Here is a 21,882-nt window from a genome sequence, read left to right as displayed (position 1 = left end):
CCCCGTCCCTTACGGTCACCGACATGAGCAGCAGACTGCATGGCGTGGCGGTGGTGAACGAGGAGATCGCCGAGCGGGGGAGCTACCGGGCAGCCGGGGGCGAGCTCGTCCAGGTGACGGAGCGACTGGCGGCGGCCAGGGCGGGGACGGTGTCGTACCGGCCGCAGACGCTGGACGAGCTGCTGCGGGCGGCGGCGCCCGGGCCCGGTCCGGCCCCGGCGGCGTCGGGGGCGGCGGCCGTCGAGGTGACGGCCGAGGGCAGCATCGCGGCCGCCCGGCGCCTGGTGGCGGCCGGTGCGGGCCGGGTCGGGGTGCTCAACTTCGCCTCGGCGCGCAACCCGGGCGGCGGCTATCTGCGCGGCGCCCGGGCCCAGGAGGAGGACCTCTGCCGCAGCGCCCTGCTGTACACCTGCCTGCGCGAGGCCCCGGACTACTACGCGGCGCACCGCGCCAGTGACGACCTGCGGTACAGCCACCGGGTGATCGTCTCGCCCGACGTGCCGGTGATCCGGGGCGGGGACGGCGAGCTGCTGGCAGAGCCCTACCCGGTGACGTTCCTGACCTCGCCGGCGCCCAACGCCGGCCAGTTGGCACGGCGTTCGGCGGAGGTGGACGTCCGGGGCGTGCTCGCCGAGCGGGCGGTCCGGGTGCTCGCGGCGGCGGCCCGGCACGAGGTGCGCGCGCTGGTGCTGGGGGCCTGGGGCTGCGGGGTGTTCGGCAACGACCCGGCACAGGTGGCGGAGGCCTTCGAGGGGGCGCTGGCGCAGTACGGCGCGGCCTTCGAGCGGGTCGTGTTCGCGGTCTGGGACCGCACGCCCGTCTCGCCGAACCGGGCCGCTTTCGAGGCCAGGTTCGGCGCGGTGGCCGGCTGACGGGCGGCCGCCACCGGGGTCCGGGCGGGCCGGCTCAGCTCCGGCGGGAGCCCAGCACGCTCGCGGCGGTCGAGGCGGCGGCGACCACGCCGGTGACGGCGAGGACGGACGGCCAGGCGCCGATCCTCTTCGCCAGCGGATGCGAGCCGCCGAAGGCCGCCACGTAGAGGCCGGTCAGGGCGGCGGCGGTGGCCGCGCCCGAGCTGCGGTGCCACTGCGCGGCGGCGCCCGCCCCGGCCACGGCCAGGACGGCACCGCCCAGTTCGCGCCGGCCGGTCCACCGGGCGACGCCGTAGCCGCCGACCAGGCCGCTCGCCGCGGTCAGCGCGGCGGGCGCGGCGGTCGAGAGCACGTTCGGGATCCTCGCCATCGTCGACTCCACTCCTCGGCATCCTCGGATCGTCCGACCCTAACCCGCCGGACTCCCGGCCCCGGCTCGAAACCGGCCCGGCTCCAGCCCGGCCCGGCTCCCACCCGGCCCGGCTCCGGGCCGACGGGCGCTCCTACCGGGTGGGGCCGCCCGGACGGCTACCGGAAGGCCTCCTCGAACGGCAGTGCCCGCGCCGCCCGGGAGAGCCGGTCCGCGGCCTCGGCCGGTGCCAGCACCCGCTCCAGCCGGAGGTCCCCCGGCACCTGCTGGATGTACCGGCCCGCCGACCAACTGCGCTCGTACGCCTGCGGCTCCAGCACCAGGGTGCGGAAGCCGTCCACCACCGGGATGTCGCTCGGCGTGCCCTCGTTCCAGATCCACGTCCCGTCGGGCGCGACCAGGTTGAACGAGCCGTACGCGGTGACCCGGCGGCGCCCGTCCAGCTCCTCGGTCCGGCTGAGCGCGACGGCCTCCGGGTCCGGCGGGGAGCCGGGCAGGTGTCCGCCGCCGATCAGCACGTCGGCGAGCAGCGTGTGCAACTGGAAGTTGTCGGTCAGACCGTCCATCCGCAGCAGGTAGCCGGTACCGCTCGGGCGGTCCAGCACCAGCAGCGGCTCGTCGTCGAGCGTCTTCGCCAGGTGGGTCAGGCCATTGAGGTCGTGCTGTCCCTCGCCGTAGCGGTCGATCAGTTCGAGCAGGACGTCCGTCACGCCGTCGGCCCGGGCCGCGGTGCGGACGGCCGCGTGGGTGCAGACCGCGAACGAGGCCATCTGCCACAGGTGGAGCGTCCACCAGCCGATCACCGCCCGGTGGGCGTGCCACTCGCCCGGCCGGTCCGGGTCCTCGATCCGGGCGTGCGCCAGGGCCGGGTCGTCCTCGTCCGGGTCGGGCAGGTCGCCGCCGCCGGTCTCGGCCCAGCGCTCGACCAGCAGCAGCGCGCCGCTCAGCGCTTCGCGCAGGCCCGCCAGCACCTGTCCGGCGCAGGCCACCGGGTCGGCGCCGCGCTCGACGCAGGCGCCCACCATCATCGCCAGCCGCGCCCGGGGGAACGGTGGCAGCTCCGGGAGCAGCGCCGCCAGCCGGGGGCCGACCGCCGCCGACTCGGCCTCGCCGGCCGGGCCCAGCAGCCCGCCGAGCCGTTGGAACGCGGCCGCCACCCGCTCGTCGTCGCCGGCCGCGACGGCCGCCTCCAGGTCGGCCGTCGCCCGGTCGAGGGCGGGTTGCTGACGGTCCGACGGATCCGGGGAGCCGTCGTGCGGGGGAATGCGGTCGGACACCATTCGCCGCAGCATAGGCGCCCGCCCGGTGGTGGCCCGCTACCGGGGGGCGACGAGCCGCCCACCGGCCCGGTCGGCCGTCGGGACTGCCCGGCCGAGCCGTCGGGCACGGGGGCGGCCGCCCCGGTGAGAGACTGCCGGCGTGACTGACCACGTGATCACGGACGGCCTCTACCGGGTGCGCAACGTCGGCAGCGGGCTGCTGCTGGAGGTCGCCGACGGGAGCCGCCGCAGCGGTGCCAAGGTCGTCCTCGGAGCGGAGAGCGGCTCCGAGGCCCAGCTCTGGCGGTTCGGCGCCGTCCACCCGGGTGGCGCCCTGTACCACGTCGAGAACGCCGCCAGCGGGAAGCGCCTGGACGTCACCGGTGCCTCCCCGGAGGACGGCGTCCTGATCCAGCAGTGGTCGCCCAACGCCTTCGGGGCGCAGGAATGGCTCCTCGAACACCACCTCGACGCTCCGGGCACCTACACCCTGACCAGCTTCATCAGCGGCAAGCCGCTCACCGCCACCGCCCCCGGCAGTCCGGTCGAACAGCGCGAGGACGACGACTCGCCCGCGCAGTGGTGGCGCCTGGAGCGCCAGGGGTAGGGGGTGCCCCGCGGGCCGCGGCGGGGCGGCCCGAGGGCCCGGTCAGGCCGAGAGGTTGGTCTGGAGGGCGGTCAGCTCCTCGTCGGTGGTGCCGTGAGCGCGCAGGTAGTCGGCGAGGGAGCCGTGCCGGGCCCGGATCCAGCTGAGGGACGAGGCCAGGAGCGGGGTGGAGATCGGGCGGGAGACGCGTTCGGTGCCGGTCTCGTCGAGGTAGGGGGTCGGGCCGTCGAGCAGGCCGAGGCCGGCGTTGGAGAGCAGGAAGTCGGCCATCAGCTCGGCGTCGGAGGCGCCCAGCAGGGACTGCACGACCGCGATGGTCAGACCGGTGCGGTCCTTGCCGACGGCGCAGTGCACGACGGCCGGTACGCCGCCGGGGGTGCCGAGCCGGCGGATCGCGGCGACCAGCGAGGGGCCGGCGGTCTCGGCCATGAAGGGGTAGAGCTCGGCCTGGTCCTCGGGCCACGGACGGTCGATGTCCTCGCGGTTGGCCGGGAGGGTGGGGAGGCTGAGCGCCTCGTGGTCGAGCCCGAACCGCAGGTCGGGCCAGGTCGCCAGCTCGAAGGGGCTGCGCAGGTCGATCACGGTGCGCAGGCCGAGGTCCTTGAGCCGCTGGGCGCCCTCCGGCGTGAGGTTGTGGAAGGAGCCGGAGCGGTAGAGCACGCCCGTGCGCAGGGCGCCGACGCCCCCGGCGTCGCGGAAGTTGCGCACGCCGGGGATGTCGAGGAACGCGGACGGCAGGTCGGGTTCACGGTCCGGCAGGTCGTCGGTCATGGCCTCCACCGTACGGGCGGGAGAGGCGGCCGGGGAAGGAAACGGACGGCGTCGTCTCAGCGGCCGCCGGAGACGTCCAGGAAGGTGCCCGTGCTGTACGAGGCGGCGGGGGAGAGCAGGTAGAGGATCGCCTCGGCGACCTCCTCCGGCCGTCCGCCCCGCCGCATCGGCAGCCCGGGCGCGACCCGGTCCACCCGGCCGGGCTCACCGCCCAGGGCGTGGATGTCGGTGTGGATCAGGCCGGGGCGCACGGCGTTGACCCGGATGCCCTCGGCGGCGACCTCCAGGGCGAGTCCGCGGGTCATCGAGTCGACGGCGCCCTTGGCGGCCGCGTAGTCCACGTACTCGTTCGGCGAGCCGAGCCGGGAGGCGGCGGAGGAGACGTTGACGATGGCGCCGCCGCGCCCGCCGTACCGGGTGGACATCCGGCGGACGGCCTGCTTCGCGCAGAGGAACGGGCCGGTGATGTTGGAGGCCCAGATCCGGTTCAGCCGGTCCTCGTCGATCTCCTCCAGCCGGCACTGCTTCTCCAGCGTGCCGGCGTTGTTCACCAGGGCGGTGAGCGGGCCCAGTTCGGCGTCCACGGTGGCGAACAGCCGCTCCACCTCGGCGGTCCGGGTGACGTCGGCCCGGACGGCGAGGGCGGTACCGCCCCCGGCCCGGACGGCGTCCACCACGGCGGTGGCGGCGGCCTCGTCGGCACGGTAGTTGACGCAGACCCGGTAGCCGCGCCGCCCGGCCAGCAGGGCGGTGGCCGCGCCGATGCCGCGTCCGGCACCGGTGACCAGGAGGACCTCGGGGCGGTCGGCGGCGGGAGGAAGGGAGGAGTCCATGGTCCGCACGCTACCCCGGTGGCCGGCGGGAGCGGCCGACACCGGTTCGGGGCACCGGAATTCGTTCGCCCCGAGCGGCCCGGGCGGGGCACACTCCTCGGACCGCCGCGACTCCCGAGGAGACCTCATGCCCCCCGCACCCGGCACCGTCCTGCTCGCGGGCGTGGTCGGCTCGACCGCGTACGGCTTCGCGCACGCCGGCTCGGACGTCGACCGGCTCGGCCTGTTCGCCGCGCCGACCGAGGACTTCCACGGCCTGCACCGCCCGGCGGAGTCCCAGGTCACCACCGAGCCCGACACCACCCTGCACGAGGCCGCCAAGTGGTGCCGCCTGGCGCTCACCTGCAACCCGACCGCCTCCGAACTGGTCTGGCTGCCGGCGGACCTGTACGAAGTGCGCAGCCCGCTGGGCGAGGAGCTGATCGCGATCCGCGGCTCCTTCCTGAGCGCCCCGGCCGTCCGGAACTCCTATCTCGGCTACGCCGACCAGCAGTTCCGCAAGCTGCTCGGCCGGGACACCGCGGACCCGGCCGGTCTCCGCCGGGCCGCCAAGCACGCCCGCCACCTGGTCCGGCTCACCGAGCAGGGCGTCCGGCTCCACGAGACGGGCGAGAACGTCGTCCGGCTGTCCGACCCGGAGCGGGTGCGCGCGCTCGGCGACCGCATCGCCGAACACCCCGCCGCCGCCGAGCCGCTGCTCGCCGCCGCCGCCGAACGCTTCGCCCGCCCCGGCGTCCTCCCCCCGGCGCCGGACCCGCGCCCCGCCGAGGCCTGGCTCCGCCGCGTCCGCGCCGTCCACTACACCCCGCCCGCCCAGGACACCCCGCTCGTCCGCACCCCACCCGTCCCGGCCGCCCGCTGAGCCCGGCGCGTCCGCACAATCCACTGGCGGAGGCGTGGGCGCCAACGGGTAGGATCGCCCTGGCCCGCCCCGCACGGGGCGGCCGACGGGCCGCTAGCTCAATTGGCAGAGCTGCGGACTTTTAATCCGTAGGTTCAGGGTTCGAGCCCCTGGCGGCCCACCCGTGAAGGCCCCGGTCAGACACCGTCTGACCGGGGCCTTTCGGGTTTCCGGCAGCGGGCCGCCGGGCGGGCGGGGCGACTCGCCGCCCGGTGCGCGGGTGAGTGTGCGTCAGGGGTTCGCGGTCCAGCCCGGACGGGTGGTGGGGGTCGGGCGTTCGGCCGAAGTGCCGTGGGGGCCGGGGGAGATGGGGGTGGGGTCCTGGTCGGGGGGCGGGGGTGGGCGAGGCGGCTGGAATAATACGACCGGCTTGTATGCTCCGACAGGGGCTTGTGGTGCCTGCGGGGGCTCCGGGGGACGGGGTGGGAAGGGTCGCGGGGGCGTTCGTCGGTCATTACGACCTTCGTATGTGCAACCTGGGGGCGGCCCGGACCGTCCTTCTTGTATGCGGAGTGCCCGGTCGTGGGGCGTCGCGTCGGCCGGTGAAAGGTACACGGATGTCAGGTCAGTGGGGCGAGGGCCCGGCTCGTGGTGACGACGCGCCCGGCGCGCTCACGGCCGAGGGCGGCGACGGCGGGGTGCCGCAGCCGCGGGCCGGGGGCCGGGCGCAGGCGCGGCGCGCGGCGCAGGGCAAGGGCGGCCGGGCGGCCGGCGCGGCCGGTGCCGGCGGGGCCGCGGCCGGCGGCGGCCGGGCGGCGGCCCGCAACAGCCGCAAGCCGAAGAAGAACGTGAAGAAGATCGTCGCCTGGTCGGCGGCCGGTGTGCTGGTGCTGATGGCCGGCGCGGGCGGTGCGATCTACCTCAAGCTCAACGCCAACATCAAGACCTTCGACGCGGACGCGATAGCCGGCGACCGGCCGCCGGAGGCGCAGGCCGACGCGGACGGCAACAAGCCGGTCAACGTCCTGCTGATCGGCTCGGACAGCCGCGGCAAGAACAACGCCGACCTGGGCGGCGGCGAGGACGGCGGCGCCCGCTCGGACACCACGATCCTGCTGCACGTCTACGCGGACCACAAGCACGCCGTCGGGATCTCCATCCCCCGCAACGCCATGGTGGCGATCCCGTCCTGCAAGCTGCCGGACGGCAAGTGGACCAAGGCCGCCACCAGCGACCTGTTCAACGCGGCGTTCTCGAAGGGCGAGAGCGACGACGGCAACCCCGCCTGCACCCAGAACACGGTGGAGAAGCTCACCGGCATCCGGGTGGACCACACCATCGTGGTGGACTTCCAGGGCTTCTCCGCGATGACGAAGGCCGTCAACGGGGTCGACGTCTGCCTGCCGAAGCCGATCTACGAGAACGACATCAACCCCAAGCTCCCCAAGAAGGGCGCCGTCGTCCTGCCGCAGGGCAAGCAGAAGGTCGAGGGCCAGCAGGCGCTGAACTTCGTCCGGCTGCGCTACGGCATCGGGGACGGCTCCGACATCGGCCGGATGAAGCGGCAGCAGGCCTTCCTCGGCTCGCTCGCCTCCAGCATCAAGAGCCAGGGCCTCAACCCCACCACGCTGCTCCCGCTCGCGGACGCCGCCACCAAGTCGATGACCGTGGACCCGGGCCTCGGCTCCGCCGACAAGCTGCTCTCCTTCGGCCTCTCGCTGAAGAACATCGACATGCACGAGCTCAAGTTCGTGACGCTGCCCTGGCGCTACCGCACCCAGGACAAGAACATCGACATCATCCAGCCGGACGCCAACAAGCTCTGGGACGCCCTCAAGGCCGACCGGACCATCGACGGTCAGAACGCCACCGGCCAGCAGACCGACGCGCCGGCCGCACCGACCGACGCCGGCTCGCCGAGCGCTCCGGCGGCGCCGACCACGCCGCCCGCCGCGGCCTCCGACGCGGGCAACGCCGCGGTCAAGGTGTCCGTCTACAACGGCACCACCACCACCGGGCTGGACGGCAAGGCGAGCGAGGCGCTCAAGGCGGCCAAGTTCACCGCCACCAAGGCCGGCCCGGCGGCCAGCACCAAGTACGCGACCACGATGATCGAGTACGGCTCCGGGCAGAAGGCCAACGCCGAGAAGGTCGCCGAGCTGTTCCCGGGGGCCACCGTCGAGGCGGCCAAGTCGGCCGGCATCACCGTGATCGTCGGCAAGGACTTCGCGGCGGCGAACGGCGGTGGCGCGGCCGCCCCCGGTGCCGCCGCGGCCGCTCCCTCGGTGCCGGCCCCGCTGCCCACCAGCGTGACCAACGACGCCCGCTCGGCGGACGAGGACATCTGCGCCGACGTCTCCTACGGCTGACCCGACCGGCGGTCGGTGCGCGTGGCGGCCCCCTTCCGCCGCCCGCGTCCGGGTGGCCCGCCGGGTCGCCGTCCGGTGGCGGGATCGCGGTGGCCCGGTGAAGGTGGGCGGTGTACCGCCCGCCGGTCGCGCCGCCGCCCGGGCCCCCGCCCGCGTCGCGGCCCGGGCCCGGGCCACTGGGCACCCCGGCCGGTCGTGGCGGAGGACGAGGAACCCGTACTCCCGGAGGCCCAGCAATGCCCGAAGTGACCGCTCCGTACGCGCCCGGCACCCCGTGCTGGATCGACCTGATGGCGAGCGACCAGCAGGCCGCCCTCGACTTCTACCGCGACCTGTTCGGCTGGCAGGGGGAGGTCGGCCCGCCCGAGTTCGGCGGCTACGCCGTGTGCGCGCTGAACGGGAAGCCGGTGGCCGGGATCATGGCGCAGACGGCGCCCGAGGGCCAGCCCCTCCCGCCCGTCGGCTGGACCACCTACCTGGCCTCGGACGACGCCGACGCCACCGCCCGGTCCGTCGCCGAGAGCGGCGGCACGATCCTGTACCCGGTGATGGACGTCGGCACCGTCGGCCGGATGCTGGTCGCGGCGGACCCGACCGGCGGGGTGTTCGGCGTCTGGCAGAAGGTCGACTTCATCGGCGCGGGCGTCGTGAACGAGCCCGGCGCGCTGGTCTGGAACGAGCTCAACACCACCGACACCGACGCGGCCGGGGCGTTCTACCAGCGGGCGCTGGGCCTGAGCCCGGCCGCCCTGGAGAGCGTGGAGGGGTACTACTCGCTGAGTGTCGGCGACCGCTCGGTGGGCGGCATGCAGCGGCTCCCGGACTACCTGCCGCCCGGCACGCCCCCGCACTGGCTGACCTACTTCTCGGTGGACGACACCGACTCCACCGTGGACGCCCTGGTCAGGGGCGGCGGTTCGGTGCTCCAGCCGCCGTTCGACATGGCGGCCGGGCGGATGGCGGTCGTCCAGGACCCGCAGGGCGCCGTCTTCGCGGTGATCGCCTCGCCCACCGCGCCGTAGCCCACCGCGCCATAGCCAGTCACGACGTAGCCAGTCACGGCGTAGCTCACCGCGCCGTAACCAAGCTGTAGCGCCCCGTATCCGCGGCGCCCCCGGAAGCCTCCCGTTCCCGCGACGCGCCGCCGGGAATGGGAGGCTTCCCCGCGTTCGCGGGTAAGACTGCACCCATGCTGGGGCTTCCGGACGACATCCGCGCTTTCCTCTTCGACCTCGACGGGGTGCTCACTCAGACCGCCAAGGTGCACGCGGCGGCCTGGAAGGACACCTTCGACGCCTTCCTGCGCGCCGAAGCGGCCCGCACCGGTGGGCAGTTCGTCCCCTTCGACGCCGTGACCGACTACGACACCCACGTCGACGGCCGCCCGAGACTCGACGGCACTCGGGCCTTCCTGCACAGCCGGGGCATCGACCTCCCCGAGGGCACCGACGCCGACCCGCCCGGTGCCCGCACCGTGCACGGCGTCAGCCTGGCCAAGAACGAGACCGTGCTGCGGATGATCCGCGAGCAGGGCGTCCAGCCGTACGACGGTTCGGTCGCCTACGTGCGGCGGCTGCGCGGGCTCGGGCTGCCCGCCGCGGTGGTCTCCTCCAGCGCCAACTGCCGGGACGTGCTGCGCGCCGCCGGCATCGAGGAGCTGTTCGAGGTGGTCGTGGACGGCGTGGTGGCCAAGCGGGACGGCCTGCCGGGCAAGCCCGCGCCGGACACCTACCTGGCCGCCGCCCGGGCCCTGGGCGTCGAGCCCGCGCACGCCGCGGTCTTCGAGGACGCGCTCGCCGGGGTCGCCTCCGGCCGGGCCGGCGGCTTCGGCACGGTGGTGGGCGTGGACCGCACCGGCCAGGCCGACGAACTGCGCCGCCACGGCGCCACCGTGGTCGTCGCCGACCTCGCCGAGCTGCTCGAAGGAGGTGCGGCATGACCGGGCTGGACAACTTCGCCGTCGACCCCTGGCAGATCACCGAACAGGGCCTCGACCTGGGTGCGATGGCCCGCGCCGAGTCCGTCTTCGCGCTCTCCAACGGCCACATCGGCCTGCGCGCCAACCTGGACGAGGGCGAGCCGCACGGCCTGCCCGGCACCTATCTGAACGGCGTCTTCGAGCTGCGGCCGCTGCCGTACGGCGAGGGCGGCTACGGCTACCCGGAGTCCAGCCAGAGCGTCATCAACGTGACCAACGGCAAGATCATCCGGCTGCTGGTGGACGACGAGCCCTTCGACCTGCGCTACGGCGAACTGCTCAGCCACCGGCGCTGGTTGGACTTCCGGACCGGGCTGCTTCGGCGCGAGGCGGAGTGGACCTCCCCGGCCGGTCGGACCATCAAGGTGCACTCGACCCGGCTGGTCTCCCTCACCCAGCGGGCGATCGCCGCCGTGGAGTACACCGTGGAGGCGGTGGACGGTCCGGTCCGGATCGTCCTGCAGTCGGAGCTGGTCGCCAACGAGCAGCTGCCCGGCGGCGCCGAGAGCGACCCGCGGGCCTCCGCCGTGCTGGAGGCGCCGCTGCTCGCCGAGGCGCACCACGCGGGCGGCACCAAGGCCGTCCTGGTGCACCGGACCCGCTACAGCGGCATCCGGGTCGCGGCCGGGATGGACCACGTCATCGACGGCCCGGACCGGCTGGACACCGTCGCCGAGGCCGAGGCGGACAACTGCCGGATCAGCGTCACCACCCTGCTCGAACCGGGCGAGAAGCTGCGGCTGGTGAAGTTCATGTCCTACGGCTGGTCCGCGACCCGCTCGCTGCCCGCCGTGCGGGACCAGGTGGAGGCCGCGCTGACCGCCGCCCGGTACACCGGCTGGGACGGCCTGGTGACCGAACAGGCCGGGTTCCTGGAGGAGTTCTGGGAGACCAGCGACATCGAGGTCGAGGGCGACGTCGAGCTCCAGCAGGCCGTCCGGTTCGCCGTCTTCCACGTCCTCCAGGCCGGTGCCCGCAGCGAGGAACGGGCCATCCCCGCCAAGGGGCTGACCGGCCCGGGCTACGACGGGCACAGCTTCTGGGACACCGAGACCTTCGTCCTGCCGGTGCTCACCTACTGCCTGCCGAGCGCCGTCAACCAGGCGCTGCGCTGGCGGCACACCACGCTGCCGCTGGCCCGCGAGCGCGCGGTCCAACTCGGCCTCGCCGGAGCGGTGTTCCCCTGGCGGACGATCCGCGGCGAGGAGTGCTCCGGCTACTGGCCGGCCGGCACGGCGGCGTTCCACATCGGCGCGGACATCGCGGCCGCCGTCGCCCGCTACGTCCGGGCCACCGGGGACGTCGAGTTCGAGCGCGAGTACGGGCTGGAGCTGCTGGTCGAGACGGCCCGGATGTGGCGCTCGCTCGGCCACCACGACGCGGCCGGCAACTTCCGCATCGAGGGCGTCACCGGGCCGGACGAGTACAGCGCCGTCGCCGACAACAACGTGTTCACCAACCTGATGGCGCAGAGCAACCTGCGCGCCGCCGCCGAGGCCGCCGCCCGGCACCCGCACGAGGCGGCCGCGCTCGGGGTGGACACCGAGGAGACCGCCGCCTGGCGGGACGCCGCCGCCGCGATGTTCGTCCCCTACGACGAGAACCTCGGCGTCCACCCGCAGGCCGACGGCTTCACCGACCACCAGGTCTGGGACTTCGAGCACACCCCGGCGCAGAACTACCCGCTGCTGCTGCACTATCCGTACTTCGACCTGTACCGCAAGCAGGTGGTGAAGCAGGCCGACCTGGTGCTCGCCATGCAGGTGCGCGGGGACGCGTTCACCGACGAGCAGAAGGCCCGCAACTTCGCCTACTACGAGCGGCTGACCGTCCGCGACTCCTCGCTGTCCGCCTGCACCCAGGCGGTGATCGCGGCCGAGGTCGGACAGCTGGATCTCGCGTTCGACTACACCGCCGAAGCCGCCCTGATGGACCTGCACGACCTCGGCGGCAACACCGGCGACGGTCTGCACATGGCCTCGCTGGCCGGGGCCTGCATCGCCCTGGTGGCCGGGTTCGGCGGCTTGCGGGACCACGGCGAGGCACTCTCCTTCCGGCCCCGGCTGCCACCCGGGCTGATGCGGCTGAGCTTCTCGCTGATGGTGCGCGGCCAGCTGCTCGGGGTGCGGATCACCCACGCGGGCACGACGTACACGCTGCGCCGCGGCGAGGTGATCCACCTGCGCCACGACGGCGAGGGGGTGCAGGTGAAGGTCGGGTCGCCGGTCACCCTGCCGACCACCGTGCCGCCCGCCCAGGAGCGGTGCAGCCAGCCGCCGGGCCGCGAGCCGGCCCGGCGCCAGCCGCAGGCCGGGGTGATCGGCGGCACCCTGGGCCCCGGGCCGGAGCACCTCGCGGCCGAGTGACGCCCGGCCCCGCCCGTCACCCCTTCGGCCCCGGCCGGGGTGCGGCGCGGGGCGCTCCGCCGGAGGGTGCAGGTGTCCCGTGGCAACCGGCGGCCGGTGAAGGAGCGCCCCGTGGTGAGTGTGGCCGAGCAGATGGTCGAGGTGCTCCGGCAGGCCGGGGTGGAGCGGGTCTACGGCGTGGTGGGGGACAGCCTCAACCCGGTGGTGGACGCCATCCGCCGGGCCGAGGGGATCAGCTGGGTGCACGTCCGCAACGAGGAGGCCGGCGCCTTCGCGGCGGCCGCCGAGGCCGAGCTGAGCGGGCGGCTGGCCGTCTGCGCGGGCTCCTGCGGGCCCGGCAACACCCATCTGATCCAGGGCCTGTACGACGCCCAGCGCAGCGGCCTGCCGGTGCTGGCGCTGGCCTCGCACATCCCGTCCGGGCAGATCGGCACCGGCTTCTTCCAGGAGACCCACCCCGAGCGGGTGTTCACCGACTGCAGCAGCTGGTGCGAGACGGTGTCCACGCCCGCGCAGCTGCCCCGGCTGCTGCGGATCGCGATCCAGCACGCGCTGGGCGCGCACGGCGTCTCCGTCCTGGCCTTCCCCGGCGACATCGCCGCGCTGCCGGCCGCCGGGCCGACCGGCAGCAGCCACTTCCTCACCGAGCAGGCGGTCGCGGCGCCGCCCTGGGACCAGGTCCGGGCGCTCGCCCGCGCCCTCAACGGGGCCCGCAAGGTCACCCTGTTCTGCGGCGCGGGCGTCCGCGGGGCGCACGCCGAGGTGATGGCGGTCGCGCAGGCCCTGAACGCGCCGGTCGGGCACTCCCTGCGCGGCAAGGAATGGATCCAGTTCGACAATCCGTTCGACGTCGGCATGAGCGGCCTGCTCGGCTACGGCGCCTGCCACGAGGCGCTGCACTCCGCCGACCTGGTCGTGCTGCTCGGCACCGACTTCCCCTACGACTCCTTCCTCCCGCAGGCCCGCACCGTCCAGGTGGACCACGACGCCACCCGGCTCGGCCGCCGCACCCCGCTGGAGCTGGCCGTCCACGGCGACGTCTCGGCCACCCTGCGCGCGGTCCTGCCGCTGCTGGAGCCCAGGGACGACCGCGCCTTCCTGGACGAGCTGCTGGACAAGCACTGCCGCTCGCTGGAGGACGTGGTCGGCGCCTACACCCGGGACATCGAGAAGCACCTGCCGATCCACCCCGAGTACGTCGCCTCGGTGCTGGACGAAGTCGCCGCCGACGACGCGGTGTTCACCGTGGACACCGGGATGAACAACGTCTGGGCCGCCCGCTACCTCCAGCCCAACGGCCGCCGCCGGGTGATCGGCTCCTTCCTGCACGGCTCGATGGCCAACGCGCTGCCGCACGCGATCGGCGCCCAGCTGGCCTGCCCCGGCCGGCAGGTCGTCTCGATGTCCGGGGACGGCGGGCTCTCGATGCTGCTCGGCGAACTGCTCACGGTGGTGCGCCACCGGCTGCCGGTGAAGACGGTGGTCTTCAACAACGGCGCGCTCGGCATGATCAAGCTGGAGATGCTGGTCTCCGGCTACCCCGAGGCGGAGATCGACAACGGGGACGTGGACTACGCGGGGATCGCCCGGGCGATGGGCATCCCGGCCAAGCGCGTGACCGACCCGGCGCGGGTGCGGGAGGTGCTCACGGAGGCGCTGGAGCGGCCCGGTCCGGCGCTGGTGGACGTGGTCACCGACCCCAACGCGCTCTCCATCCCGCCGCGCATCACGGCCGCCCAGCTGAAGGGCTTCGCGCTGGCCGCCGGGCGGACGGTGCTCTCCGGCGGGGTCGGCCGCATGATCGACCTGGCCCGGAGCAACCTGCGGAACATCCCCCGCCCGTAGGGCCGGTCCAGCCCCGTCGAGGCGGCTGCGGGGCAGTTTGCCTCTGAGGCAAGTTTCTTGCCCGTACGGCAGGCGGGGTGTCCACTGGTCACATGACCACCAGCCCAGCCGGCCCCTCCACCCCCGGCGACCGGACCGACGACCTGGAGGTCGCCGGCCTCGCCGCGAGGCTGCGCGAGCACCGGCTCGGCAGCCGCCTCACCCTGGAGGTCGCCGCCTCCCGGGTCGGACTCTCCCCAGCTTATCTGTCCCGGCTGGAGACCGGCCGGCGCCAGCCCTCACTGCCCGTCCTGCTCGGACTCGCCCGTGCCTACGGCACCTCCGTCTCCGGCCTCCTCGGCGAGTCCCCGGCCGAGGCGGACCCGGTGGTGCGCGGCGGCGCGATCGACCCCGGTCGCGCGGGCGGCTGGGGCTACCGCCGGGCCGGCGCGCCCGGGCGGGCGATGCAGGCGCTGCGGGTGCACGTCCCCCCGGGCGTGCAGGACGCGGTGGTCCGGGTCCACCCCGGTGAGGAGTGGCTGTACGTCCTGCAGGGCCGGCTGCGGCTGACCCTCGGCGACCGCACCCACCTGCTCGACAAGGGCGACTCCGCGCACTTCGACTCGCTCACCCCGCACTGCATCGCCGCCGACTCGGCGGACGGGGTGGAGCTGCTCTTCGTGCACACCCTGCTGCAGAGCCCCGGCGGCGAACTCTGCCTCGGCGGCGGCCCCGCAGCCCCGCACTGACCCACCGTCGGACCTCCTGGAGGAGATCTCCCATGGCTGATCCCACCACCGTCACCACCGTCACCGCCGACGCCGCCGCGGCTCCCGTCGCGCCGAAGACCGTCGACGCCGGCAAGTGGGCCAACCGCCGGGTCGGCATCCGGGTGCTGATCTACATGGTCGCCACGCACGCCTTCGCCGGCTTCATCATGCTGCTCTTCGAGTTGGGCAACCGGAACAAGTAGCCGGTGGGGTAGGGCTGTTCAACGGCCCCGGACCTGCCCGGTCAGGCCGTCCGCAGCAGCTCGCAGAGCGCGTCCAGGGCGGCCGGGAAGAGCCGGTCGGGCGGCGTGGCGTAGCCGACGACCAGGGCCGGCGAGGCGTCCGGGGCGAGCGCCGGGTCGGCCAGGTGCCAGGAGAGGCCGGTGACGGCCAGGTCGAGCGCCCCGGCGCGGGCCAGCAGTTCGGCCTCCGTCGGCGCCCCGGGCGGCAGTTGCAGCACGGCGTGGAGCCCGGCGGCGATGCCCGTCACCCGGACGTGCGGGGCGCGTTCGGCCAGTGCCGCCACGAGCGCGTCGCGGCGCCGCCGGTAGTGCAGCCGGCAGCGGCGCACGTGCCGGTCGTAGGTGCCGGAGGTGATCAGCTCGGCGAGGGTCAGCTGGTCCAGCACGGGGGACATGGTGTCCGCCAGCTGCTTCCGCCGGGCCACCGGCTCGACCAGGGCGTCCGGCAGGGCGAGCCAGGCCAGCCGCAGGCCGGGCGCCAGGCTCTTGGCCGCGGTGCCCGCGTACACCACCCGTTCCGGGTCGAGCGCCTGCATCGCCCCGAGCGGCTGCCGGTCGTAGCGGAACTCGCCGTCGTAGTCGTCCTCGATCACGTACCCGTCCTGCTCGCGGGCCCAGCCGACGGCCGCCGACCGGCGTTCGGCGGCCAGCGCGGCGCCGGTCGGGTACTGGTGGGCGGGGGTGAGCAGGACGGCCGCGTCCCGCCGGGCGCCGAGCAGGTCCGTCCGGGCCCCCGCGCAGTCCACCGGCAGCGGCGCCGGGGTCAGCCCCGCGGCCCGGACCATCTCGCGCTGCGGGGGCAGCCCGTAGCCCTCGACCGCCAGGGTGCGGGTCCCGCGCGTCCGGGCCGGACCGCGCTCGCGCAGGGCGGCGCAGAGCAGGCCGATGCCCTGGGTGAAGCCGGAGCAGATCAGCAGGTGGTCCGGGTCGGTCCGGACGCCGCGCACCCGGGCGAGGTAGTCGGTGAGCGCCTGCCGCAGCTCGATCCGCCCGAGCGGGCTGCCGTAGCCGAAGGCCTCGTGCGGCGCGGTGGCGAGCGCCCGCCGCGCGGCGGTCAGCCAGGCGGTGCGCGGGAAGAGCGAGACGTCCGGCCGCCCGGGCGTCAGGTCGTGGCGGGCCGTCCGGCGCTCGGGCGGCGCCTCGGCCGGGCGACGGCCGGACCGCGGGGCGGTCCGCCCGGCCACCGTGGTGCCCGAGCCCTGCCGCGAGGCGAGCCACCCCTCGGCGGTCAGCTGCCCGTACGCCTCGACCACGGTGTTGCGGGCGATCCCGAGGTCCTCGCCGAGCGCCCGGGAGGAGGGCAGGCGCGTCCCCGGGGCCAGCCGGCCGTCCTGCACGGCCTCCCGCAGCGCGTCCTCCAGGGCCGCCCGCAGGCCGGCCCCGGCGGCGCGCCGGCCGCTGAGGTCGAGGTGCAGATCGCCGCCGAACGCGGTCCAGGAGGTGGTGCTCATGGGGAGGGCCGATCCGTGCGGGGCGCTGTGCCGTCCGGGTTGTGTCCGTAGGGGATTATCGCGTGGCCGCGGGAGGCCGGGCGGCGGCCCCGGCCCCCGCGCCGCCGGTCGGTGCCGGTGCGCGGGCCCGCACCGCGGTCAGCCCCAGGTCGCGCCGGCGGGCTCCTGGATGGTGGCGTTCAGCCGGTTGAAGAGGTTGGTCAGGCCGATCATCAGGATGATCGCGGAGAGCTGCTCCTCGTTGAAGTGGTCGGCGGCCTCGTCCCAGACCGCGTCCGGCACGGCCGGGCCGGAACGGTCGGCCAGCCGGGTGGCCGCCTCGGTCAGGGCGAGGGCCGCGCGCTCCTCCCCGGTGAAGAAGGGGGCCTCGCGCCAGGCGGCGACGGCGTGCAGGCGCTCGTCGGTCTCACCGGCCTTCTTCGCGTTGGTCACCCCGGCGAAGACGCACGCGGAGCAGCCGTTGATCTGGCTGGCCCGCAGGTGCACCAGCTCCATGATCTGGGGCGGGACACCGCCCTGGTACATGGCCTTGTAGATGTTCTGGATGCCCTTCATCGCGTCGGGCAGGACCATCGCGGGGTTCTTCATCCGAGCGGTCACGGCGTTTCCTCCGTCGAGTCAGGAGCCCGAGTGCCTTGCGCGCCGGGCCGGTTATCGTCCTTCACTGCACCGACGGATCGCGGAACGGGGATGTGACAGGTGAGCGGCAACGAATTTCTGGCCGGGCAGTTCGAGGAGCACCGGCTCCAACTGAGGGCGGTCGCCTACCGGATGCTGGGCTCGCTCAGCGAGGCCGAGGACGCCGTCCAGGAGACGTGGTTGAAGCTGGACCGCTCGGACGTCAGCGCCGTGCAGAACCTCGGCGCCTGGCTGACCACCGTGGTCGGCCGGGTCTGCCTGGACCTGCTGCGCTCGCGCACCGCGCGGCGCGAGGACCCGCTGGACGGGCCGGACGGGCAGGTGGGCGCGGTCCGGCTGCCCGATCCGGTGGTCGGCGCCTTCGGCGTCGTCGACCCGGAGCAGGAGCTCCTGATGGCCGACTCGGTCGGGATCGCGCTGATGATCGTGCTGGACACGCTCGCCCCGGCGGAGCGGCTCGCCTTCGTCCTGCACGACCTGTTCGCCGTCCCGTTCGACGAGATCGCGCCGATCCTCGGCCGCACCTCCGCCTCCACCCGCCAACTGGCCAGCCGGGCCCGCCGCCGCGTCCAGGGCGCCGCGCCCGCCCAGGACGGCGATCTGAACCGCCGCCGCGAGGTGGTGGACGCCTTCCTCAGCGCCGCGCGCGGCGGCGACTTCGACGCCCTCCTCGCGCTGCTCGACCCCGGGATCGTGGCCCGCTCGGACGGCGGCGCCCTGCGGCCGAGCACGCTGCGCCGCGGTGCGGCCGAGGTCGCCTCGCAGGCGATCACCTTCGCCCGCTTCGCCGAGAACGCCCGCCCGGTGCTCGTCAACGGCGCGCCCGGGGTGCTGTCCTTCGCGGACGGCAAGCCGCTGTCGCTCATGGCGTTCACCATCCGGGACGGCCGGGTCACCGCGCTCGACATCCTCACCGATCCGGAGCGGCTGGCCCGGATCGACCTGGGGCCGATCCTCGGCGGCTGAGCGGCTGAGCGGCTGAGCGGTCGGCCGGGGCGGCGGGCGCACCCACGCGCCCGCCGCCCCGGCCGGAACGTCCACCGGCCACCGCAGGGGTGCGTTCCCGTTCGTCCCGGGAGCGGCTCACTGGGGCGGCCGGTGGGACCGAATCGATGGAGTAGTCGGGAGAGGAAGCGAGAAAGTCCTGGAGTAACTGGCAGTAAAGGCTGGACAGGGTGACTGGCGGTCTGTCAGGATCAGGGCTATCGCCGGGAAACAGGGCCGGCGGCCACACCAGGGGAGGACCACATGTCGCAGGACGACCAGCCGCAGTTCGTCTCGGTGCCGGTGCCGAGTCAGTACGTCACACAGGTGTACGCCTACCTGGCCGGGCTGACCGGCGCCACGGCGAGTGCCCCGACGGCCGCCGGGGCGGGCGGCGCTCCCCCGGCGCCCCCGGCCGCGCCGGAGGAGGGGGCGGCCGGGGAGCCCGGCAAGCTCCCGGTCGTCGAGTGGACCGTCGAGGACTTCCGCCGGCTGATGATCGAGCCGCTGGGATCGGTGCAGGTGGTGGCCCGGGTGCTGGACGTGCTGGCCACCCAGCCCGACGCGCGGGTGAGCTACACCGAACTGGCCACCCGGCTGGGCCTGGAGAAGAAGAGCCTGCAGGGCAACCTCGCCGCCTTCACCCGCGCGGTGCACCGGCACTACCACCGCCGCAACTGGCCGATGACCTGGGTGGAGGCGCTCACCAGCGAGCCGGGGCTCAAGTCGGAGTTCTTCTACACCGTCAACGCGACCCTCGCGAGGCGCTGGCTGGAGGCCCGGGCGCAGGGCTGAACGACTCGACCCGGCCGGGACGGGGGAGTCTGCCGGTTACTCCACCTGTCTAGCCGATCCGGCGCCAGCCGCCGGGCGTGCCCGGCTCCGTCACCGGGGCCGGGCCGAAGTCGTACCGCGGCCCGTCGGGCCCGAAGGCGAGCAGCGAGATCGAGGACGAGCCCCAGATCCGCCCGTCGCCGAACTCCCGCCGCTGGACCAGCGCGGCCGGATCGTCGAGCGCCAGGCCGTCGCCGGAGACGATCGGCAGCCAGGCGCCCCAGGCCTGTTCGGTCGTGGCGGGGCCGGGCCGCGGCGCGGGCCGGGCGGCGGCCCGGAAGCGGGCCCGGAAGTGCGCGGCGCGGGCGGCCATCAGCGAGCGGACCAGCTCGGACGCGGTCCGGTCCGCCGCCAGCCCCTCCGGTCCGTCGTTGAGCACCACGCTCAGCCCGACCGGCAGGTCGCGTTCCGCCAGGGTGCTGCCGCCCCAGCTCAGTACCCGTGCGCCGGCCCGGCCGGCGAGGACGAGGTGGAACGGGTCGTACCGCTCCAGGTCGACGCCGGCGAGGCCGCCGTCCCGCAGGGCGATCAGCGGCAGCTCCCCGCGCGAGAGCCGGGCCCGGGCGGGTGCCATGGCCCCGAAGCCGTTCAGCAGACAGGCCGCGGCCGGCCCCGCGATGCCCGGCTCCGTGGCCCCGGGCACCGCGGCCCCCGGTTCGATGGCGAGCCACGTCCCGCCCGCCGCCAGGTCGAGCCCGCCGACGGCCGCCGGGTGCGCGGGCCAGTGGTGGTCCGGCGGGGACCACCGCCGCCCGGCGTACTCGTCCCGCACCGACAGCAGCAGCACGGGCACCGATGCCGACGGTTCGATGCTGACGAACGCGGTACACACGATCCTGGCCCCCTGACCTCGCCCACCCCGGGCGGCCCGGCTGCACCACCCTCCCCGCGATCCTCGCACGATCGTTCGGATCCGGGCAGGTCCGGGCCCTCGCCCTCGGGCGCCCGCCGTGCCACACTCGGGCGAGCCGCCCGAGGGCCTGCCCCGACCGTGAAGTGGCCCACGATCTCTCGGCCCGAATGTGCCAGGGAGCCAGTCCAGTCGGACCCTAGGCTGGCCGGTATGACGACGAACGACAACGCCACCGTGTCCGCCCCCGAGCAGCGGATCTCCCTCCCCGACCTCGCCCCCGAGTTCTACCGGGCCATGATCGCCCTGGACCGCGCCGCCCGGCAGGGCGTCGACCCCGTCCTCGCCGAGCTGGTCAAGGTGCACGCGTCGATGCTCAACGGCTGCTCCTTCTGCATCGACATGCACGCCACGGACGCCCTGAAGAACGGCGAGCAGAACCACCGGCTGCTCTCCCTGCCGGCCTGGCGGGAGACGTCCTGGTTCACCGCCAAGGAGCGGGCCGCCCTCGCGCTGACCGAGTCGGTCACCCTGCTGACCCAGGGGCACGTGCCGGACGCCGTCTACCAGGAGGCCGCCGAGCACTTCGAGCAGGCCGAGCTGGCCCAGCTGATCGCGCTGATCATCGCCATCAACTCCTGGAACCGGATCGGCGTCACCTCCCGCCTCAGCCCCGCCGCGAAGTAGGGGGCCCGGCATGACGACCACTCAGCACGAGCTGGCCCGCGCCCTCCACGCCCTGCACCGCCCCGGCGAGCCCCTGGTGCTCGCCAACGTGTGGGACGCGGTGGGCGCCCGGCTGGTCGCCGCCGCCGGTGCGCGGGCCGTCGCGACGGCCAGCGCGAGCGTCTCCTGGACGCTCGGCAGCGCGGACGGCGACGCGGCCGACCGCGCCGAGGTGCTGGCCCAGACCGCGCTGATCGTGCGCTCGGTCGCGCTGCCGGTGACGGCGGACCTGGAGAGCGGCTTCGGCGCGACGGCCGCCGAGGTCGGCGAGACCGTCACCGCGCTGCTCGGCACCGGCGCGGTCGGGGTGAACCTGGAGGACGGGGGGCGCCCCGCCGCCGACGCGGCCGAACGGATCGCGGCCGCCCGGGCCGCCGCCGACGCGGCCGGCGTCCCGCTCTTCGTCAACGGCCGCACCGATGTGTTCCTGAAGCAGCTCGGCGACCCGGCCGGCCGGCTGGACGAGGCCGTCGACCGCCTGCGGGCGTACGTCGCGGCCGGCGCGGACGGCGTGTTCGTGCCCGGCGTCGCGGACCCGGGGACGATCGCCGCCCTGGTGGCCGCCGTCCCGGCGCCGCTGAACGTCCTGGCCGGGCCGGGCTCACCGTCCGTACCGGAGCTGGCGAAGCTCGGCGTGGCCCGGGTCAGCCTCGGGCCGGGCCTGGCCAGGGCGGCGTACGCGGCGGTGCGCCGCGCCGCCGAGGAGGTGTACTCCGAGGGGACGTACACCGCGCTCGACGGCGGGCTCACCTACCAGGAGCTGAACGCCCTCGCGCAGGGCTGACCCGGAGTCGGCGTCCGGACCCGACCGCGAAGTCGGCGACGGACGCCGGCCGCTGTGCGCCCCGAGCGGCGCGCAGCGGTGGCGGCCGCTTCGCAAGGAGCGCCGGGAGACCGGGAGAGCCGGGAGATCAGGGAGAGCCGGGAGATCAGGGAGGCCACGGGGCCCGGGAGCCGCAGGGGAGCTCCCGGACCGCCCAGTCCCCGCGCCGGACCGCTCAGCCGATCTGCCCGCTGAGGCCCGGGTGGGTCAACTGGTTGGTGCCGATCGCCTCCACCTCCTGCGCGGCGTGACCGACCAGCGGGAGCTTGCCGGCCTCCTTCAGGGCGAGGTCGCCCGGGGAGAGGTTGAGGCCGCTGGAGAGCCCGTCCAGGGCGTCCGGCGACGTGGCGGTGGAGGTCGTGGCCGACGCGGCCGGGGCGGCCAGGGCGAGGCCTGCCATGGTGAGGGCGGCCAGGGTGGCGAGTTTCTTCATGGAACCCCCAACGACCCGGCCGCCCTCAGGTCACCGCGGC

22 protein-coding genes and 1 tRNA gene are annotated in these 21,882 nt (G+C 74.9%); 15 read left to right on the top strand and 8 right to left on the bottom strand.

The features are described from left to right. Positions 1 to 23: 23 nt before the first annotated feature. Positions 24 to 872, top strand: a complete 849-nt coding sequence (locus ABT263_RS16970) for a TIGR02452 family protein (protein ID WP_352291193.1) — start codon at positions 24 to 26, stop codon at positions 870 to 872. A gap of 34 nt (positions 873 to 906) precedes the next feature. On the opposite strand, the gene ABT263_RS16965 is transcribed toward ABT263_RS16970, so the two are convergent. Then, positions 907 to 1,242 carry a hypothetical protein gene (locus ABT263_RS16965; RefSeq protein WP_352291192.1) on the bottom strand — a complete coding sequence of 112 codons (336 nt, stop codon included), beginning with the start codon at positions 1,240 to 1,242 and terminating at the stop codon, positions 907 to 909. 158 nt (positions 1,243 to 1,400) lie between these two features. Next, complete coding sequence (locus ABT263_RS16960) at positions 1,401 to 2,522, bottom strand: hypothetical protein (protein ID WP_352291191.1); 1,122 nt, start codon at positions 2,520 to 2,522, stop codon at positions 1,401 to 1,403. Between the two features lie 139 nt (positions 2,523 to 2,661). Here ABT263_RS16960 and ABT263_RS16955 point away from each other — a divergent pair, with 139 nt between their 5' ends. After that, entirely contained in the window at positions 2,662 to 3,108 is a 447-nt protein-coding gene (locus ABT263_RS16955) for an RICIN domain-containing protein (RefSeq protein ID WP_352291190.1), read from the top strand. A gap of 42 nt (positions 3,109 to 3,150) precedes the next feature. On the opposite strand, the gene ABT263_RS16950 is transcribed toward ABT263_RS16955, so the two are convergent. After that, positions 3,151 to 3,879 (bottom strand): tyrosine-protein phosphatase, encoded by a 729-nt coding sequence (locus ABT263_RS16950; protein ID WP_352291189.1) that lies wholly within the window; start codon positions 3,877 to 3,879, stop codon positions 3,151 to 3,153. A gap of 56 nt (positions 3,880 to 3,935) precedes the next feature. Further along, complete coding sequence (locus ABT263_RS16945) at positions 3,936 to 4,712, bottom strand: SDR family oxidoreductase (protein WP_352291188.1); 777 nt, start codon at positions 4,710 to 4,712, stop codon at positions 3,936 to 3,938. Between the two features lie 127 nt (positions 4,713 to 4,839). Here ABT263_RS16945 and ABT263_RS16940 point away from each other — a divergent pair, with 127 nt between their 5' ends. The 9 genes from ABT263_RS16940 (at position 4,840) to ABT263_RS16900 (ending at position 15,063) form a co-directional block, all read left to right on the top strand. Continuing rightward, complete coding sequence (locus ABT263_RS16940; protein ID WP_352291187.1) at positions 4,840 to 5,574, top strand: nucleotidyltransferase domain-containing protein; 735 nt, start codon at positions 4,840 to 4,842, stop codon at positions 5,572 to 5,574. A gap of 87 nt (positions 5,575 to 5,661) precedes the next feature. Beyond that, positions 5,662 to 5,734: transfer RNA gene (locus ABT263_RS16935), tRNA-Lys, on the top strand. Positions 5,735 to 6,170: 436 nt separating this feature from the next. Continuing rightward, the gene (locus ABT263_RS16930) at positions 6,171 to 7,922 is read left to right on the top strand and encodes an LCP family protein (protein WP_352291186.1); all 1,752 of its coding nucleotides are present in this window, start codon (positions 6,171 to 6,173) and stop codon (positions 7,920 to 7,922) included. A 236-nt stretch (positions 7,923 to 8,158) separates the two neighbouring features. Continuing rightward, on the top strand, positions 8,159 to 8,944 hold the full coding sequence (locus ABT263_RS16925; RefSeq protein WP_352291185.1) for a VOC family protein: 786 nt from the start codon (positions 8,159 to 8,161) through the stop codon (positions 8,942 to 8,944). A gap of 167 nt (positions 8,945 to 9,111) precedes the next feature. Beyond that, the gene (locus tag ABT263_RS16920; RefSeq protein WP_329489038.1) at positions 9,112 to 9,861 is read left to right on the top strand and encodes an HAD family hydrolase; all 750 of its coding nucleotides are present in this window, start codon (positions 9,112 to 9,114) and stop codon (positions 9,859 to 9,861) included. Further along, a complete protein-coding gene (locus ABT263_RS16915; RefSeq protein WP_352291184.1) occupies positions 9,858 to 12,266 on the top strand; it encodes a glycoside hydrolase family 65 protein in 2,409 nt (802 codons plus the stop codon). Before ABT263_RS16920 ends, ABT263_RS16915 begins: the two co-directional genes overlap by 4 nt. Before the next feature lie 132 nt (positions 12,267 to 12,398). Then, positions 12,399 to 14,111 (top strand): pyruvate dehydrogenase, encoded by a 1,713-nt coding sequence (locus tag ABT263_RS16910; protein ID WP_396491268.1) that lies wholly within the window; start codon positions 12,399 to 12,401, stop codon positions 14,109 to 14,111. 92 nt (positions 14,112 to 14,203) lie between these two features. Next, positions 14,204 to 14,839, top strand: a complete 636-nt coding sequence (locus tag ABT263_RS16905; protein WP_352291183.1) for a helix-turn-helix domain-containing protein — start codon at positions 14,204 to 14,206, stop codon at positions 14,837 to 14,839. Positions 14,840 to 14,871: 32 nt separating this feature from the next. After that, positions 14,872 to 15,063 (top strand): DUF6126 family protein, encoded by a 192-nt coding sequence (locus ABT263_RS16900; protein WP_352291182.1) that lies wholly within the window; start codon positions 14,872 to 14,874, stop codon positions 15,061 to 15,063. A gap of 41 nt (positions 15,064 to 15,104) precedes the next feature. On the opposite strand, the gene pdxR is transcribed toward ABT263_RS16900, so the two are convergent. Further along, positions 15,105 to 16,553 carry a MocR-like pyridoxine biosynthesis transcription factor PdxR gene (pdxR, locus tag ABT263_RS16895; protein ID WP_352291181.1) on the bottom strand — a complete coding sequence of 483 codons (1,449 nt, stop codon included), beginning with the start codon at positions 16,551 to 16,553 and terminating at the stop codon, positions 15,105 to 15,107. A gap of 138 nt (positions 16,554 to 16,691) precedes the next feature. After that, positions 16,692 to 17,153 (bottom strand): carboxymuconolactone decarboxylase family protein, encoded by a 462-nt coding sequence (locus ABT263_RS16890; protein WP_352291180.1) that lies wholly within the window; start codon positions 17,151 to 17,153, stop codon positions 16,692 to 16,694. 99 nt (positions 17,154 to 17,252) lie between these two features. On the opposite strand from ABT263_RS16890, the gene ABT263_RS16885 reads away from it, so the two are divergent. Together ABT263_RS16885 and ABT263_RS16880 are read left to right on the top strand one after the other, a co-directional pair. Further along, the gene (locus ABT263_RS16885) at positions 17,253 to 18,158 is read left to right on the top strand and encodes a sigma-70 family RNA polymerase sigma factor (RefSeq protein ID WP_352291179.1); all 906 of its coding nucleotides are present in this window, start codon (positions 17,253 to 17,255) and stop codon (positions 18,156 to 18,158) included. Positions 18,159 to 18,440: 282 nt separating this feature from the next. Further along, entirely contained in the window at positions 18,441 to 18,971 is a 531-nt protein-coding gene (locus ABT263_RS16880) for a hypothetical protein (RefSeq protein ID WP_352291178.1), read from the top strand. Positions 18,972 to 19,020: 49 nt separating this feature from the next. Here ABT263_RS16880 and ABT263_RS16875 read toward each other — a convergent pair whose 3' ends face one another. Then, on the bottom strand, positions 19,021 to 19,842 hold the full coding sequence (locus ABT263_RS16875; RefSeq protein ID WP_352291177.1) for an NRDE family protein: 822 nt from the start codon (positions 19,840 to 19,842) through the stop codon (positions 19,021 to 19,023). Between the two features lie 231 nt (positions 19,843 to 20,073). On the opposite strand from ABT263_RS16875, the gene ABT263_RS16870 reads away from it, so the two are divergent. Next, positions 20,074 to 20,547, top strand: a complete 474-nt coding sequence (locus ABT263_RS16870) for a carboxymuconolactone decarboxylase family protein (RefSeq protein ID WP_352291176.1) — start codon at positions 20,074 to 20,076, stop codon at positions 20,545 to 20,547. 10 nt (positions 20,548 to 20,557) lie between these two features. Then, positions 20,558 to 21,370 carry an isocitrate lyase/PEP mutase family protein gene (locus ABT263_RS16865; protein ID WP_352291175.1) on the top strand — a complete coding sequence of 271 codons (813 nt, stop codon included), beginning with the start codon at positions 20,558 to 20,560 and terminating at the stop codon, positions 21,368 to 21,370. A gap of 214 nt (positions 21,371 to 21,584) precedes the next feature. On the opposite strand, the gene ABT263_RS16860 is transcribed toward ABT263_RS16865, so the two are convergent. After that, entirely contained in the window at positions 21,585 to 21,842 is a 258-nt protein-coding gene (locus ABT263_RS16860; RefSeq protein WP_329489049.1) for a hypothetical protein, read from the bottom strand. Positions 21,843 to 21,882: the final 40 nt, after the last annotated feature.

Source organism: Kitasatospora sp. NPDC001603 (genome assembly GCF_040298365.1).
Classification (GTDB): domain Bacteria; phylum Actinomycetota; class Actinomycetes; order Streptomycetales; family Streptomycetaceae; genus Kitasatospora.
Note: the sequence above shows the minus strand (reverse complement) of the source record. Positions and strands in the feature narration are given on the sequence as shown.

What these genes read in the sequence shown, in the direction of transcription:
- ABT263_RS16970 (WP_352291193.1), top strand. Translation starts at nt 24, where the DNA reads ATGAGCAGCAGACTGCATGGCGTGGCGGTGGTGAACGAGGAGATCGCC.
- ABT263_RS16965 (WP_352291192.1), bottom strand. Translation starts at nt 1,242, where the DNA reads ATGGCGAGGATCCCGAACGTGCTCTCGACCGCCGCGCCCGCCGCGCTG.
- ABT263_RS16960 (WP_352291191.1), bottom strand. Translation starts at nt 2,522, where the DNA reads ATGGTGTCCGACCGCATTCCCCCGCACGACGGCTCCCCGGATCCGTCG.
- ABT263_RS16950 (WP_352291189.1), bottom strand. Translation starts at nt 3,879, where the DNA reads ATGACCGACGACCTGCCGGACCGTGAACCCGACCTGCCGTCCGCGTTC.
- ABT263_RS16945 (WP_352291188.1), bottom strand. Translation starts at nt 4,712, where the DNA reads ATGGACTCCTCCCTTCCTCCCGCCGCCGACCGCCCCGAGGTCCTCCTG.
- ABT263_RS16940 (WP_352291187.1), top strand. Translation starts at nt 4,840, where the DNA reads ATGCCCCCCGCACCCGGCACCGTCCTGCTCGCGGGCGTGGTCGGCTCG.
- ABT263_RS16930 (WP_352291186.1), top strand. Translation starts at nt 6,171, where the DNA reads ATGTCAGGTCAGTGGGGCGAGGGCCCGGCTCGTGGTGACGACGCGCCC.
- ABT263_RS16925 (WP_352291185.1), top strand. Translation starts at nt 8,159, where the DNA reads ATGCCCGAAGTGACCGCTCCGTACGCGCCCGGCACCCCGTGCTGGATC.
- ABT263_RS16920 (WP_329489038.1), top strand. Translation starts at nt 9,112, where the DNA reads ATGCTGGGGCTTCCGGACGACATCCGCGCTTTCCTCTTCGACCTCGAC.
- ABT263_RS16915 (WP_352291184.1), top strand. Translation starts at nt 9,858, where the DNA reads ATGACCGGGCTGGACAACTTCGCCGTCGACCCCTGGCAGATCACCGAA.
- ABT263_RS16910 (WP_396491268.1), top strand. Translation starts at nt 12,399, where the DNA reads ATGGTCGAGGTGCTCCGGCAGGCCGGGGTGGAGCGGGTCTACGGCGTG.
- ABT263_RS16905 (WP_352291183.1), top strand. Translation starts at nt 14,204, where the DNA reads ATGACCACCAGCCCAGCCGGCCCCTCCACCCCCGGCGACCGGACCGAC.
- ABT263_RS16900 (WP_352291182.1), top strand. Translation starts at nt 14,872, where the DNA reads ATGGCTGATCCCACCACCGTCACCACCGTCACCGCCGACGCCGCCGCG.
- pdxR (WP_352291181.1), bottom strand. Translation starts at nt 16,553, where the DNA reads ATGAGCACCACCTCCTGGACCGCGTTCGGCGGCGATCTGCACCTCGAC.
- ABT263_RS16880 (WP_352291178.1), top strand. Translation starts at nt 18,441, where the DNA reads ATGTCGCAGGACGACCAGCCGCAGTTCGTCTCGGTGCCGGTGCCGAGT.
- ABT263_RS16870 (WP_352291176.1), top strand. Translation starts at nt 20,074, where the DNA reads ATGACGACGAACGACAACGCCACCGTGTCCGCCCCCGAGCAGCGGATC.
- ABT263_RS16865 (WP_352291175.1), top strand. Translation starts at nt 20,558, where the DNA reads ATGACGACCACTCAGCACGAGCTGGCCCGCGCCCTCCACGCCCTGCAC.
- ABT263_RS16860 (WP_329489049.1), bottom strand. Translation starts at nt 21,842, where the DNA reads ATGAAGAAACTCGCCACCCTGGCCGCCCTCACCATGGCAGGCCTCGCC.